Genomic DNA, 14,827 nt, shown 5'->3' on the forward strand with positions numbered 1-14,827 from the left:
GACCCGCGTCCGCTAACACTTCGCAAAATCCACCCGGCGACAGCGGCATAGAGCTAATGAAAGGTATATCTGTCGCGGTAAATTGAGCTATTCGAAGCGCCTTCGATCACCCCCGCCGTTCCGTGCTATCAGCGAGCTGAAACCGCGACTCATCATCCCCATGGCCAAGAACACGCTTTCCTTCGTCTGCCAGAACTGCGGCGCGGCCTATAACCGCTGGCAGGGCAAGTGCGAGTCCTGCGGCGAGTGGAATACGCTCGCGGAAGAAGACGCCACTGGCAGCGTGCCGGTCTCGATCCGCTCCAAGCGCAAGGGACGGACCTTCGCGCTGGAGAGCCTGTCCGGCAAGAGCCCGGACGCGCCGCGGCTGTCCTCGGGGATGGCCGAGCTCGACCGCGTCACCGGCGGCGGCTTCGTCCGCGGCTCGGTGCTGTTGGTCGGCGGCGATCCCGGCATCGGCAAGTCGACGCTGCTGACGCAGGCCACCAGCCTGCTGGCGCGCGCGGGCCACCGCATCGTCTACATCTCCGGCGAAGAGGCGGTCGCGCAGGTGCGGCTGCGCGCCGAGCGGCTCGGCCTGTCAGATGCACCGGTGCAGCTCGCCGCCGAGACCTCGGTCGAGGACATCGTCTCAACGCTGTCGGAGGGCGCGGTCCCGCGCCTCATCGTGATCGACTCGATCCAGACCATGTGGACCGACACCGTGGAATCGGCGCCCGGCACGGTGACCCAGGTGCGCGCGTCGGCGCAGGCGCTGATCCGCTTTGCCAAGAAGACCGGCGCGGCCATTATCCTGGTCGGCCATGTCACCAAGGACGGCCAGATCGCGGGCCCCCGCGTGGTCGAGCACATGGTCGACGCCGTGATGTCCTTCGAGGGCGAAGGCTCGCAGCAATTCCGCATCCTGCGCGCGGTAAAGAACCGCTTCGGTCCGACCGACGAGATCGGCGTGTTCGAGATGACAGGGCTCGGCCTCCGCGAGGTCACCAACCCCTCGGAGCTGTTCCTGTCCGAGCGCGATCTCGGCACGCCCGGCACCGCAGTCTTTGCGGGTATCGAGGGCACACGGCCCGTTCTGGTCGAATTGCAGGCGCTGGTGGCGCCGACCTCGCTCGGCACACCACGGCGTGCGGTGGTCGGCTGGGACCCGAGCCGGCTCTCGATGGTGCTGGCGGTGCTGGAGGCCCATTGCGGGGTCAAGCTGTCAGGCCACGACGTCTACCTGAACGTCGCCGGTGGCCTGCGCATCCACGAGCCGGCGGCCGACCTCGCCGCCGCCGCGGCCCTGGTATCATCCTTGGTTAATGCGCAATTGCCGACCGATGCGGTCTATTTCGGCGAGATCTCGCTGTCCGGCGTGGTACGACCGGTGGCCCAGACCCCGGCCCGGCTGAAGGAAGCGGCAAAACTCGGCTTCCAGCGCGCCGTGCTGCCCGAATCGGCCCGGGGCGAGCCCGGCGGCGATGCCGGATTGTCGCTGAATGCGATCAACAGCCTGACCACTTTGGTGGCCGAGATCGCCGCGCGCGGCTCGCGACGGGGCGAATCCAACGCGCCGGCCGAGAAAAATGCCACACCGGCAAGATTCCGCCGCGGAGAGGGCTAGGTGGAGGTGACGCCGGAGGCCCTCTCCACTATACAGCCGTCACAAAAGCAGCATGGGATTGCGTGGTTGCGGCCTTGCCGGGAACGCCGTCTGCCCCTCTTTTAGGGCAGCGGCCAAGCACCGATTCGCTGAGCGCCTTTGAGAGTACGAGCGGACCAGACCAGCCGATGCCAGTAACCATCCTCGACCTGATCCTGCTCGGTGTGATGCTGATCTCGGGCCTGCTTGCCATGGTCCGCGGCTTCATGCGCGAAATCCTCTCGATCGCAGCCTGGGGCGCCGCGGCGATCGTGACGCTGTACTCGTTCTCGAAGCTGCTTCCGACCGCCAAGACCTATTTCAACAACGACACGGTCGCGAGCGTCGTCGTCGTCGCGGGCGTGTTCGTCGGCACCCTGGTCGTGGTTTCCGTAATCACGGTCCGGATCTCCGACATGATCCTGGATTCGCGCATCGGCGCGCTGGACCGCACCCTCGGGTTCCTGTTCGGCCTTGCTCGCGGGCTCTTGATCGTCGTGGTCGCGTTCCTGTTCTTCACCTGGCTGGTGCCCGACAAGCAGCGCCCGGACTGGGTCACGGGGGCGAAATCCCGCGTGGTGCTGCAGGGAACCGGGGATTGGCTGATGGCCCTCTTGCCTGACGACCCCGAGAACACCATCTTGAAGAGATTCAAGAAAAACAAACCAGATGATGATCAAGCTGATTCCGAGCAGCAGCCTTCGGGCACTGCCGACGGATACAGCAAACCTGCTCGTGACAGCCTGAAGAAGCTGATCGAGAAACCTGCGGCGCGTTGATTGAGCCCTAAAGAGAGGCGCGGACGAGATGCGACACCCTGACCAGGACGCCCAATTTGATCTCGATCCAAACGCCGGCCCGGGTCCGGCCGCGCTAGAGGTTCAGGACGATCTGGAAGGGGATACGCTGCGCGAGGAATGCGGCGTCTTCGGCATCTACGGCCACCCTGACGCGGCCGCCATCACCGCGCTCGGCCTGCACGCCCTGCAGCACCGCGGCCAGGAGGCCGCCGGCATCGTCTCCTACGACGGCAGCCGCTTTCATTCGGAACGCCGCCTCGGCCTCGTCGGCGACACCTTCTCCCGCCGCGAGGTGATCGACCGCCTGCCCGGCAACATGGCCGTGGGCCATGTCCGCTATTCCACCACCGGCGCAACCATCCTGCGCAACGTGCAGCCGCTGTTCGCCGAGCTCAATGCCGGCGGCCTTGCGGTCGCCCACAACGGCAACCTGACCAACGGCCTGACGCTGCGCCGCGAGCTCGTGAAGAACGGCGCGATGATGCAGTCGACCACCGACACCGAGGTGATCCTGCATCTGGTCGCGCGCTCCAGGCGCAGCCGCTTCATCGAGCGTTACGTCGACGCGCTACGCGAGATCGAAGGCGCCTATGCGCTGGTCTCGCTGACCAACAAGAAGCTGGTCGGCGCGCGCGATCCGCGCGGCATCCGTCCCCTCGTGCTCGGCGAGCTCGACGGCTGCCCGATCCTGACGTCGGAGACCTGCGCACTCGACATCATCGGCGCGCGCTTCGTCCGCGACATCGAACCCGGTGAAGTCATCGTGTTCGACGAGAAGGGCCAGGACATCCACAAGCCGTTCCCGCCGATGGCGCCGCGTCCCTGCATCTTCGAATACATCTACTTCTCCCGGCCGGATTCCATCGTGCACGGCCGTTCGGTCTACGAAGTCCGCAAGGCCTTCGGCGCGCAGCTCGCGCGAGAGAGCCACGTGCCGATCGACGTCGTCGTTCCGGTGCCGGATTCCGGCGTGCCTGCCGCGATCGGCTACAGCCAGCATTCCGGCGTACCGTTCGAGCTCGGCATCATCCGCAACCATTATGTCGGCCGCACCTTCATTCAGCCGACCCAGGCGATCCGCGAATCCGGCGTGCGCATGAAGCACTCGGCCAACCGCGCCGCGATCGAAGGCAAGCGCATCATCCTGATCGACGACTCGCTGGTGCGCGGCACCACCTCGAAGAAGATCGTGCGCATGATGCGCGATGCCGGCGCCAAGGAAGTGCACTTCCGTCTCGCCTCGCCCCCGATCCTCTATCCCGACTATTACGGCATCGACCTGCCGGATCGCGGCGGTCTTCTCGCGGCGACGCATTCGCTGGAGGAGATGCGCGAGATCATCGGCGCCGACTCGCTCGCCTTCCTGTCGATCGACGGCATGTATCGCGCCATGGGCGAGCCCGGCCGCGACCCCGCCAATCCGAAATTCTCGGATCACTGCTTTACCGGGGCCTATCCGACCCACCTCACCGACCAGACCCAGACCGAGCAGCAGCCGCGCCAGCTGTCGCTGCTGGCGGAGGCGAGCTGACGGCGAAGCCGTCATCCCGGGGCGATGCGAAGCATCGAACCCGGGATCTCGATGTATTGCCTCGAACCTCTGGATTCCGGGTTCGGTCCTGCGGACCGCCCCGGAATGACGACCACGCGGGGGCTTGTCCCGGCCATCCACGCCTGTAAAACCCCGCCATGACAAAACCCCTCGCTGACCGCATCGCTCTCGTCACTGGCGCCTCGCGCGGCATCGGCTTCGCCACGGCCATTGCCCTCGCCAAGGCCGGCGCGCATATCGTTGCCACCGCGCGCACGCAAGGCGGGCTGGAAGAGCTCGACGACGAGATCCGGAAGGTCGGCGACAGCGGCGCGACCCTGGTGCCGCTCAACCTCACCGATTCCGACGGCATCGCGCGGCTCGGCGCCGGCCTGCACGAGCGCTACGGCAAGCTCGACATCCTCGTCGGCAATGCCGGCGTGCTCGGCCCCTCCTCGCCGATCGGCCATATCGAGCTGAAGGCTTTCACCGACGTGATGGCCGTCAACGTCTCCGCGAACTTCCAGCTGATCCGCTGCATGGAGCCGCTGCTCAAGCAATCCGATGCCGGCCGCGCCGTGTTCATCACCTCGGGCGCCGCCAACAAGGCGACCGCCTATGTCAGCCCCTACGCGGCGTCCAAGGCTGCGCTGGAGACACTGGCGCGCGCCTGGGCGCAAGAGACGGCGAACACGAAGCTGCGCGTCAATTTGTTCAACCCGGGCCCGGTCCGCACCCGGATGCGCGCCACGCTGATGCCGGGCGAGGATCCGGCGACGCTCGACACCGCTGAGCAGGTCGCCGAACTCATCGTGCCGATGTGCGCGCCCGACTGGACCGAGACCGGCAAGTTCTACGACTACAAGACCCGCACGCTGATGAGCTTCCGCTCGCCGGCCTGATTGATGGTCTGATTGACTCGCGCACCTCCCCGCGATTGACTGCCCGTGCTCAAGCGGCAGCAAGCCGCAAGCCAAAAAAGGGAGGTCGCCATGGCGTCATGGCATCGCGCAGGGTTTTCGCGTGCGCTCGCAAAAATTTCTCATGCCTTCTCCATCCTGATCGCAGCCGTCGCATTCGTGCTCCCGGGCACGGCGAGCGCCGGCGACATCCCGACCTTCGCGGTCGATGCCTCCTGGCCGAAGCCGCTTCCCAACAACTGGATCCTCGGCCAAGTCGGCGGCATCACCGTCGATGGGCAGGGCCACATCTGGGTGATCCATCGCCCGCGCTCGCTCACCGACGACGAGAAAGGTGCAAGCCTCACCCCGCCGCGCTCGAAGTGCTGCGTGTCGGCGCCACCCGTTCTCGAATTCGACACTGAGGGCAATCTGCTGCGGTCTTGGGGCGGTCCCGGCCAGGGCTATGAATGGGTCGGCCGCGAGCACGGCATCGAGGTCGACGAACGCGGCTTCGTCTGGGTCGGCGGCAATGCCGACAACGACAACGCCATCCTGAAATTCTCGCTCGACGGCAAGTTCGTCGCCCAGATCGGCAAGATCGCGCCGAGCCTCGGCAGCAACGACACGACGCAGCTCGGCAAGCCCGCCGAGACCGCGATCGACAAGGAGGCCAACGAGATCTACGTCGCCGACGGCTACGGCAACCGCCGCGTCATCGTGTTCGATGCGACCACGCTCGCCTACAAGCGGCATTGGGGCGCCTATGGCAACAAGCCCGATGACGCCAAGCAGGCGCCTTACGATCCCAAGGCGCCAGTGGCGCAGCAATTCGGCAATCCCGTCCACTGCGTGAAGCTCGCCAATGACGGCCTCGTCTATGTCTGCGACCGCATCAACAACCGAATCCAGGTGTTCAAGAAGGACGGCAGCTTCGTGAAGGAGTTCTTCTTCGAGAAGAACACGCTCGGCAACGGCGCGGTGTGGGACATCGCGATCTGGCCCGATCCGAAGCAGACCTATTTGCTCAGCGCCGACGGCGAGAACAACGAGATCCGGGTGATCAAGCGCGAGGACGGCAGCGTGGTCGGCAGCTTCGGGCACAACGGCCGCAATGCCGGGCAATTCCACTGGGTGCACGCCATGGCGATCGACGCCAAGGGCAACGTTTATACCGCCGAGGTCGACACCGGAAAGCGCATCCAGAAATTCAATCTGACATCGGACGCGCTCAAATAGCGTCTCAACGCATTTTGCCCAAAAGTTAACCGACGGATGACGCAACGACGCAGCGTCATCCGGCTTTAGGCGCATTGCCGCCGGCCCTGGGACAGGCTAGAGCCATCAGCCGGAACAAGGCTCCGCAAGATAGCCGTCCGCATATTTGACAATGGAGGAAACCTTTTATGACGATGACGTTCGCGCGCCGCTCCGCGGCCCTTCTGGCCTGTGCCGCCGCCTTCGGTTTTGCAACATCCGCGTCCGCGCAGGACAAGACCGTCAAGATCGGCGTGCTCAACGACATGTCGAGCCTCTATGCCGACATCGGCGGCCCGAACGCGGTCGTGGCAGTGAAGATGGCGGTGGAGGATTCCGGCCTGGCGGCCAAGGGCTGGACCATCGAGGTCATCAGCGGCGACCACCAGAACAAGCCCGACGTTGGTGTCAACATTGCCCGGCAATGGGTCGACACCCAGAAGGTCGACGTGATCGCCGACACACCGAATTCCGGCGTGGCCCTGGCCGTCAGCAACGTCGCCAAGGAGAAGAACGTCGTCCTGCTCAACAATGGCGGCGCCAGCGCCGACCTCACCGGCAAGGCCTGCAACGCCAACACCATCTCCTACACCTACGACACCTACATGCTCGCCAACGGCACCGGCAAGGCGCTGACCAAGGCCGGCGGTGACAGCTGGTTCTTCCTGACCGCCGACTACGCCTTCGGCGCGGCGCTTGAGCGAGACACCAGCGCGGTCGTCACCGCGAACGGCGGCAAGGTGCTCGGCGGTGTCAAGCATCCGCTCAACACCTCGGACTTCTCCTCCTTCCTGCTGCAGGCGCAGAACTCGAAGGCGAAGATCGTCGGCCTTGCCAATGCCGGCGGCGACACCACCAACTCGATCAAGCAGGCCGCCGAATTTGGCATCGTCGAGGGCGGCCAGAAGCTCGCCGCGCTCCTGCTGTTCATCAACGACGTGCACTCGCTCGGTCTGAAGACCGCGCACGGCCTGACCTTCACGGAATCGTTCTACTGGGACCTCAACGAAGGCACGCGCGCCTTCTCGAAGCGCTTCCAGGAGAAGGCGACCAACAAGGCCATGCCGTCGATGACGCAGGCCGGCAACTACGCCGCCATCCTGCATTACCTGAAGGCGCTCGAAGCTCTCGGCGGCAATCCGCATGACGGCGCCAAGGTCGTCGCCAAGATGAAGGAGATCCCGACCGACGATCCGTTGTTCGGCAAGGGTCCGCTGCGCGAGGACGGCCGCCGCATCATTCCGGCCTACCTGTTCGAGGTGAAGAAGCCCGAAGAGTCGAAGGGCCCGTGGGACTATTACAAGCTCGTTGCGACGATCTCGGCGGATGATGCCGCCAAGCCGCTCAAGGACAGCGAGTGCCCGCTGGTGAAGAAGTAAGCGCGAAATTAGTGGGGCGGGTTAGCCGCAAGGCGTAACCCGCCTTTCTTCTCACGCAAAAGAAGATGGCGGATTACGCTTCGCTAATCCGCCCTACGAGAGCGGCTTGACACCACCCAGCGTCCGCACGGCGATCCCTACGCATACCACCATCAACGCCGCCGCCAGCAGGAACGGCGCGCCGGGCAGATGCAGCGGTGCACTGGCGCCGATGAAATATGAAAACGTCAGCGTAAACAAAAACGGGCCGACGAGCTGCGAGACGCTCTGCACGCTCGCGGTCGCGCCCTGCAACTGGCCTTGCTGATCGGGCGCGACCAGCCGCGTCATCAGCGCCTGCGAGGCGGCGCCGGAGATGCCCCACAGCGCCAGAATGGGTATCCCGATCCAGGAGAGCGGCCCGGTCGGCGCGGCGCCGAGGACCACGAATCCGAGCGCGCCACAACATAGACCGAGCAGCAGCGCGTTGCGCTCGCCGATCACGCGCACGATGGGGCCGATCGCGAGCCCCTGCACCACCATGGCGCAGATGCCGACCATCGCCAGCGTCAGGCCCACGGTCTTGGAATCCCAGCCGTAGCGATAGGTCGCATAGAGCACGAAGGTCGAGGGCAGCACCACATGTGCGACCTGCGCGATGAAATTGACGACCGACAACGCGGCCAGCGTCGCGTTCGAGCGCAGCAGGTGCAGCGCTCCAAGGGGACTGGCCGTTCGCCAGCGGAACGGCGAGCGCTTGTCCGGCGCCAGCGATTCCGGCAGCACGAACAGCCCATAGAGCGCGTTGGCGAAACTCAATCCGGCCGAGGCCCAGAACGGCAGGCGCGGATCGATGTCGCCGAGCAGGCCGCCGAGTGCCGGACCGAGCACGAAGCCGGCGCCGAACGCCGCGCCGATCCGGCCGAAGACCGCCGCGCGCCGCTCCGGCGGCGTGATGTCGGCGATATAGGCAAAGGCGGTCGAGATGCTGGCCGAGGTGATGCCGGAGACGACGCGGCCGACGAACAGCCAGGCCAGCGACGGCGCCAGCGCCATCAGCACGTAATCGGCGGCCAGACCGAAATTCGACAGCAGCACCACCGGTCGCCGTCCGAAACGATCCGACAGCGCGCCGAGCAACGGCGAGAACACGAACTGCATCAGCGCCCAGGCGGTGCCGAACAGCCCGAAGATGCGGGCCGCATGCGCGGTGTCGTTGTCGACGAAGCTCTCGATCAGCTTCGGCAAGATCGGCATGATCACGCCGAGCGCGAGCATGTCGAGCAGGATAGTGACGAAGATGAAGGCGACCGCGCCGCGCCGCACCGGCGCAGCGGCCTGCGCCGTCGCCTCGCCGGCGCCGTCGCTCACGACGGACGCTTGCGCTTGTGCGCGAACGGGTTGGCCTTCTCGCGCAGGGTGATGCGCACCGGCGTGCCCGGCAGCTCGAACGTCTCGCGCATGGAATTGATGAGGTAGCGCAGATAGGACTGCGGCACCGCGTCGGCGCGCGAGCAGAACAGCACGAAGCTCGGCGGCCTCGCCTTGGTCTGCGTGATGTAATTGAGCTTCAACCGGCGGCCGGACACGGCCGGCGGTGGATTGGCCTGGACCGCCTGCTCGAACCAGCGGTTCAGTGCCGAAGTCGACACGCGTTTGTTCCAGAGCGCGTAGGCGTCCTGGATCGCCTGCATCAGCCGATCGATACCCTCGCCCATCAGGCCGGAGACGGCGACGATCGGCACACCCTTGATCTGCGGCAGCCAATGATCGGCATCGCGGCGCAACGTCGAGATCGCGCCGCCGCCCTTGGTCTCCATCAAATCCCATTTGTTGACGGCGAGCACGACCGCGCGGCCCTCGCGCTCGATCAGATCGGTGATGCGCAGATCCTGCTCCTCGAAGCGGTTCTGCGAATCCATCATCATCACGACGACCTCGGCGAAGCGCACCGCGCGCAACGCATCCGCGACCGAGAGCTTCTCCAGCTTCTCCTCGATGCGCGAGCGCCGGCGCAGGCCGGCAGTGTCGAACACGCGAAACTCGCGGCCCTTCCAGTTGATCTCGACGGCAATCGAGTCGCGCGTGGTGCCAGCCTCCGGGCTGGTCAGCAGACGCTCCTCGCCGAGCAGATGATTGATCAGCGTCGACTTGCCGGCGTTGGGCCGGCCGACGATGGCCACCCGGATCGGACGCGTCGCGGCCTCTTCCTCGGTCAGCGGCTCGTCGTCCTCGACCTCGTCCTCTTCGACGGGCTCCGGCATCAGCTTGGCCAGCGCGTCGTAGAGCTCGCCCATGCCCTCGCCATGCTCGGCCGAGATCTGGATGGGGTCGCCGAGGCCAAGCGCGAAGGATTCCATCGCGCCCACGTCACCGTGCTTGCCCTCGCTCTTGTTGGCGACCAGCAGCACCGGCTTGTTGGCCTTGCGGGCAAAGTCGGCGAAGGCGCGATCGTTTGGCGTCAGGCCGGCGCGCGCGTCGATGACGAAGAACAGCGCGTCGGCCTGCGCGATCGCGGCCTCGGTCTGCTCCTGCATCCGCGCAGTCAGCGAGCCCTTGGCGCCCTCGTCGAGGCCGGCGGTGTCGATGATGGTGAATTCGAGATCGCCGAGCCTGGCCTCGCCCTCGCGGCGGTCGCGGGTGACGCCCGGCAAATCATCGACGAGCGCGAGCTTCTGTCCGACCAGGCGGTTGAACAGCGTCGATTTGCCGACATTGGGCCGGCCGATGATGGCAATCGTGAAGGACATTGGTCATTCGTGCGCTGCCGGGGCTGCGCCTGTCAATGAAAGGAAAAGGATTAGCGCGAGAAGCTGCCGCTCGGCATCGGCGCCGGGAAGGCACCCTGCGATTGCTGCTGGGTGGTCTGGGTCGGTTGCGCCTGCTGGACCGGCTGATCCGGCGGCGGCGCGGTGGTGCGCTTGCGGACGATCTTGTGCTTGGGCGGCGGGGCTGCCTGGGCCGGTGCCGCCTCGGGCTGGGCCTCGCCATCGACCTCGCCGGCCGGTGCTTCCGCCGGGGCGACGGCTGCCGCGGAAGGCTGCCTGGTGCGCTTCGCCGCCTTGGCGCCCTTCGCCGGCTTGGCCGGCTCCGGCTCTGCGGGCAAAGCCGCCACCGCCGGCGCATTCGGATCGGGCTGTTGCTGCGCGCCCTTGTACAGGTCCTTCGGCACCCCCTGCTCGAGGCCCGGCACGCCTTCCGGGAAGACCGGCTTGCGGTCGCCCGGCAGCTTCTTCTTGGTGTCGAGGAAGTCGAGCATGTCGCTTGGATCGAAGCTGGAGCAGCCGCCCAGGACGCCCGTGAAGGCGATCAGGACGGCGGCTGCGATCAAGCGTGGCGTGCGGCGCATCTGGTGTCTCGTTTACGTCTGAGGACCGTCGTCAGCTCTGGTCAGCTTTTGGCGACGGGCGGCAACAGGGCCTGGAGCGCCTCGGCGCGCGAGCGCAGGCCGGGCGGCGTTTCGCCGTCCTCCGCGATCGCGTCGAGCCATTTGCGGGCCGCGGTCATGTCGTTGTTGCGCCAAGCGGACAGCGCCAGCATTTCGCGGGCGCTGTGCCGGTAGGTCGCCTTGGGCGCGGCGGAAGGCTCCAGCCGCTGCTGCATGTCGGCATAGCTGGCGCTGTCGAGCACGAGGCCGGCCGCGCGGATCTTCGCCAGATCCTGCCACTCGCCGCCCACGCTGCGGTCGGCAGCAAGGTCGTCATACATCTTGGCGGCAGCCTTGGGATCGCGGGCGGCAGCTTCGGCCGCGGCGCGCAGCCGCGCCAGGGTGCGATAGCCCGACGGCGCCTTGGCGGCGAGCTCGGTGAAGGCGGCCTCCGCCTCGGCGTGCTTGTCCTGCTCGGACAGCTCCACGGCCTTCTCGAAGGCGGCGCCGGCCTCTGCGGCCTTCTTGGCTTCCAGATATTGGTATCCGCGCCAGCCACCGACGGCGGCGACGACCAGGACCATCAGGGCGATGAAGTAGATCGAATACTTATCCCACAGCTTCTTGAGCTGTTCGCGACGTACTTCCTCGTCGACTTCGTCAAATAATTCAGACACTTATGCTAATCCCATGCCCGTCCGGGTGCGCGCGCCGAAGCGTCCGCGTCAGGAATCCCGTCCCCCACGTCGCGGCGAGGTACCCTAATGATATGGCGCTGGCAAGGCAAAGCGAGCCCGATCAAGGCGTTAACCACCCGGGAGAGCCGGATGGCCCTGCCCCGACTCAGGCTCCCCAGAGCTCCCGGAGCTGCCGCTTCAGGACCTTGCCATTGGCATTGCGCGGCAACGGGTCGGCCGTGATCTCCAGCGTCTCGGGAACCTTGTAGTCGGACAGACGCTCGGCGCACCACGCCCGCAGGTCCGCATCCGCCACCGGTCCGCGCGTCACCACCACGGCGTGGACGCGCTCGCCCAGCACCGGGCAGGCCTTGGCGATGATCGCGCTCTCGACCACGGCGGGATGGCCGGCCAGCACGGATTCGACCTCGGCCGAATAGATCTTCAGGCCGGCGCGATTGATCATGTCCTTCTGCCGGTCGAACACGCGGACGAACCCTTCCGCATCGACCGAGCCGAGATCGCCCGAGTGCCAGAATCCGCTGGTGAAGCTTTCAGCCGTGGCCGTCGGATTATTCCAATAGCCCTTGATGACGGAGGCGCCCTGGATCCAGAGCTCGCCGATCTCGCCGGGCGGCAGCTCGCGTCCATCCGGATCCATCGCAACGATGCGCGCGCCGGGGCACGGCAGGCCGACGCTGTCGATGTGGCTCTCGGTCAGCTCGCCCGGCATGATCGTCGAGGGCGACGTGGTCTCGGTCGCGCCGTAGCAGTTCATCAGCTTCAGACCCGGGATCGCCGCCTTGAGCTTCTCGATGGTCGCGACCGGCATCGGCGCCCCGCCGAAGCCGCCGATGCGCCAGCTCGACAGATCGTAACCGTCGAAATCGGGCTGCAGCAGGCAGAGATTGTACATCGCCGGCACCATCACCGTGTAGGTGACGCGCTCGCGCGCGGCGAGCTTGAGGTAATCGGCGGCCTTGAACTCGGGCATGATGATTAGCGCGCCACGGCTGCGGATCATGGTCGTGATGTTGGCGACGACGCCGGTGACATGGCCGAGCGGCACCGCGGCGATCGAGCGATCCGCTTGCGTCAATTGCAGGCAGGACACGAACACCATCGAGGAATGCACGATGTTGCAATGGGCCAGCATCGCGCCCTTCGGCTTGCCCGTGGTGCCCGAGGTGTAGAGGATCATCGCGGTGTCCTCTTCGCTCACCTCGACCGGCGCCGGCGGCGGGGCGTTGCCCGTGAGCGCGGCGAAGCGGGATCGGGCCGGATCGTCGTCGACGGCAATGCGGTGCACCAGATCAGGCACGTCCTGCGCGTCGGGCAGCCGCTCGGCGAGCGAGGCTTCGTGGATCAGGATCTTCGCGCCGCAATTGGTCAGCACATAGGCGATCTCCGGCTTCTGCTGGCGCGTGCTGAGCAGAACCGTGACGAGACCCTCATGCGCGGCGGCAAACAGCAGCAGCGGGAATTCGATGCGGTTGCCGAGCAGGATCGCGACGCGATCGCCGCGCTGCAATCCCAGCTTGCGAAAGCCCGCCGCGATCCGTCTGGCCTGCTCCACGGCCTGCCGCCAGCTCAGCCGGACTTCGCCTGCGATCAACGCCTCGCCATCGCCGTTGCGGGCGCTGGCGTCCGCGATCATCGCCCACAGGCTCGCGGGCCGGTCGCAGAACGCCGGCACCACCCGATCGCCGAACCGCGCCTCCAGCCGCATCGGCGGGATCTGAGATTGCGACCAGTCCATCGGAACGCCCTCGGCTTGTTGCTTTGTCACGTTCCGCACACGGCTGCGCGGAACGGTCTTGCGCTGATCCGCTGGCCCTTTCGGGTCCGGATCCCCCGCTACACGCCCACGACCGGCACGCCGATCACGACCGGATGGAACGCGAACGCCAGGGCCAGATAGGCAACGAGGCCGACCGCGATCGCGATCAGGTCGTTGCTGACGCCGCCCACCGGAATGGGCGGGCCGCCGGCGTCGGCGCGATGCTTCAGCGAGATGCGGTCATAGACCGCCCAGCCCAGGAACGAGCCGAACAGGATGATGGAGCCGAGATCGCCATTGGCCAGAAGATGCGCCGCGGCCCACAGCTTGACGCCGGCCAGCATCGGATGCTTCAGCGCCGCATAGATGCGGCCGCGCAGATAGGAGGCCACCACCATGATCACCGCGGGCAGCATCAGCGCGACCGTGATGTGCTTCATCGCCTTCGGGGGATACCAGACGTCGATCCAGCCCGAACTGCGGTAATGGGCGAAGCCCCAGACGATCAGCGCGAGGCCCGCAAGCGAGACCACGGTGTAGAGGAGCTTGTAGGTCCCCTCGCCCAGCTTCGCGATCGCCCGCGCGCGCGCGTCTCGTTTGGTTGTGAAAACATGGGCCGCGAAAAACAGCACCAGCCCCAGGATCATGACCAGCAGACCCACGACATCCTCCCCGCAAAAGCAGCCCCCGCCAATGGCGTATCATCGATTGGCCGACGCTCGCAACTGACGCGCTACTTGCCGAGCTCGCGATTGTCGACATAACGGATCGCGATCGGCCGCCCGGCCAGCGCGCCACCGAGCCCACCGGTGAATTTCAGCGGCAGGCAGGCGTTCAGCGATGAATTGATCGCGTCGAGGTAGGTGGTGCGGGTCTCGGCGGGCACGCTCGCCGTCGCGAAGGTGAGACGCGGCGGGCCAACCAGGCCGCCATCCCTGTTGAAGCTGAAACGCACCGACATCTGCATGCCCGCGCGCGCATTGTCCGATGGCGGCGACCAGCAACTGCGCAACGCGGCAAAGAGATCGCCGATCGTATCGAGATCATGATCGGGCTTCCGGTACTTGGCGCGATCGGCCTCCGATGGAACGCTCTGGATGGTGAGCTGGAGGTTCTGGCCATAGGGATAGTCGATCTCGGGAATACAGGGCCCGGGTTCGAGCGGACTGCAATAAGACGGCGTGCAGGGCCTGCCGTCGAGTACGCTGCACGGCTCATGGGCGAACGGGATCGGATTGATCTGCCGCGGCCGAGCGTCGGCTGGGGCTGTCGAGATCGCCAGCAGGATGATGACGAGAATGCTGCGCCACATGATGCGAACGTGGCATCGCGAATGAACACGTCAAGCCCACACGCGGTCACATGCTCGCGTTCAACTTCGGTGTCGTCGCCCGGCCAGTGCGCAATTGCGCACTAGGGCCGGGCGACCCAGTACTCCGTGACGGCGGAGATGAAACCGATAGGCTGCGGCGTACTGGATTCCCCGCCTTCGCGGGGAATGACAGCAATGGTGTGGCCGCAGGGGTGAGCGCAA

Annotated in this window: 13 protein-coding genes; 6 read left to right on the top strand and 7 right to left on the bottom strand. The window is 66.1% G+C overall.

Annotated features, from left to right (window positions below; all coding sequences use genetic code 11):
* Positions 1-160: 160 nt before the first annotated feature.
* From radA to QRQ56_RS08985, 6 genes are all read left to right on the top strand, one after another.
* Complete coding sequence (gene radA, locus QRQ56_RS08960) at positions 161-1,606, top strand: DNA repair protein RadA (RefSeq protein ID WP_438739175.1); 1,446 nt, start codon at positions 161-163, stop codon at positions 1,604-1,606.
* 167 nt (positions 1,607-1,773) lie between these two features.
* A complete protein-coding gene (locus QRQ56_RS08965; RefSeq protein WP_438740120.1) occupies positions 1,774-2,403 on the top strand; it encodes a CvpA family protein in 630 nt (209 codons plus the stop codon).
* 28 nt (positions 2,404-2,431) lie between these two features.
* The gene (gene purF, locus QRQ56_RS08970; RefSeq protein WP_438739176.1) at positions 2,432-3,955 is read left to right on the top strand and encodes an amidophosphoribosyltransferase; all 1,524 of its coding nucleotides are present in this window, start codon (positions 2,432-2,434) and stop codon (positions 3,953-3,955) included.
* A gap of 158 nt (positions 3,956-4,113) precedes the next feature.
* Positions 4,114-4,857 carry an SDR family NAD(P)-dependent oxidoreductase gene (locus tag QRQ56_RS08975; protein ID WP_438739177.1) on the top strand — a complete coding sequence of 248 codons (744 nt, stop codon included), beginning with the start codon at positions 4,114-4,116 and terminating at the stop codon, positions 4,855-4,857.
* A gap of 90 nt (positions 4,858-4,947) precedes the next feature.
* On the top strand, positions 4,948-6,093 hold the full coding sequence (locus tag QRQ56_RS08980) for a hypothetical protein (RefSeq protein WP_438739178.1): 1,146 nt from the start codon (positions 4,948-4,950) through the stop codon (positions 6,091-6,093).
* 167 nt (positions 6,094-6,260) lie between these two features.
* Entirely contained in the window at positions 6,261-7,490 is a 1,230-nt protein-coding gene (locus QRQ56_RS08985) for an ABC transporter substrate-binding protein (protein WP_438739179.1), read from the top strand.
* 93 nt (positions 7,491-7,583) lie between these two features.
* Here the strand turns inward: QRQ56_RS08985 and QRQ56_RS08990 are convergent, their stop codons facing one another.
* The 7 genes from QRQ56_RS08990 to QRQ56_RS09020 all read right to left on the bottom strand — a co-directional run bounded on the left by QRQ56_RS08990 (position 7,584) and on the right by QRQ56_RS09020 (position 14,605).
* A complete protein-coding gene (locus tag QRQ56_RS08990; protein ID WP_438739180.1) occupies positions 7,584-8,840 on the bottom strand; it encodes a TCR/Tet family MFS transporter in 1,257 nt (418 codons plus the stop codon).
* Positions 8,837-10,219 carry a ribosome biogenesis GTPase Der gene (der, locus tag QRQ56_RS08995; RefSeq protein WP_438739181.1) on the bottom strand — a complete coding sequence of 461 codons (1,383 nt, stop codon included), beginning with the start codon at positions 10,217-10,219 and terminating at the stop codon, positions 8,837-8,839. The genes QRQ56_RS08990 and der overlap by 4 nt, the downstream gene beginning before the upstream one ends.
* A gap of 50 nt (positions 10,220-10,269) precedes the next feature.
* Positions 10,270-10,818, bottom strand: a complete 549-nt coding sequence (locus tag QRQ56_RS09000; protein ID WP_438739182.1) for a hypothetical protein — start codon at positions 10,816-10,818, stop codon at positions 10,270-10,272.
* 41 nt (positions 10,819-10,859) lie between these two features.
* Positions 10,860-11,513 (bottom strand): tetratricopeptide repeat protein, encoded by a 654-nt coding sequence (locus QRQ56_RS09005; RefSeq protein WP_438739183.1) that lies wholly within the window; start codon positions 11,511-11,513, stop codon positions 10,860-10,862.
* A 166-nt stretch (positions 11,514-11,679) separates the two neighbouring features.
* Positions 11,680-13,272 (bottom strand): class I adenylate-forming enzyme family protein, encoded by a 1,593-nt coding sequence (locus QRQ56_RS09010; RefSeq protein ID WP_438740121.1) that lies wholly within the window; start codon positions 13,270-13,272, stop codon positions 11,680-11,682.
* Positions 13,273-13,370: 98 nt separating this feature from the next.
* Positions 13,371-13,955: an NnrU family protein gene (locus QRQ56_RS09015; RefSeq protein WP_438739184.1), complete on the bottom strand. Its 585-nt coding sequence runs from the start codon at positions 13,953-13,955 to the stop codon at positions 13,371-13,373.
* A gap of 71 nt (positions 13,956-14,026) precedes the next feature.
* Positions 14,027-14,605, bottom strand: a complete 579-nt coding sequence (locus QRQ56_RS09020) for a hypothetical protein (protein WP_438739185.1) — start codon at positions 14,603-14,605, stop codon at positions 14,027-14,029.
* Positions 14,606-14,827 lie beyond the last annotated feature (222 nt).

The organism is Bradyrhizobium sp. U531 (genome assembly GCF_051710265.1).
Taxonomy (GTDB): Bacteria; Pseudomonadota; Alphaproteobacteria; order Rhizobiales; family Xanthobacteraceae; genus Bradyrhizobium.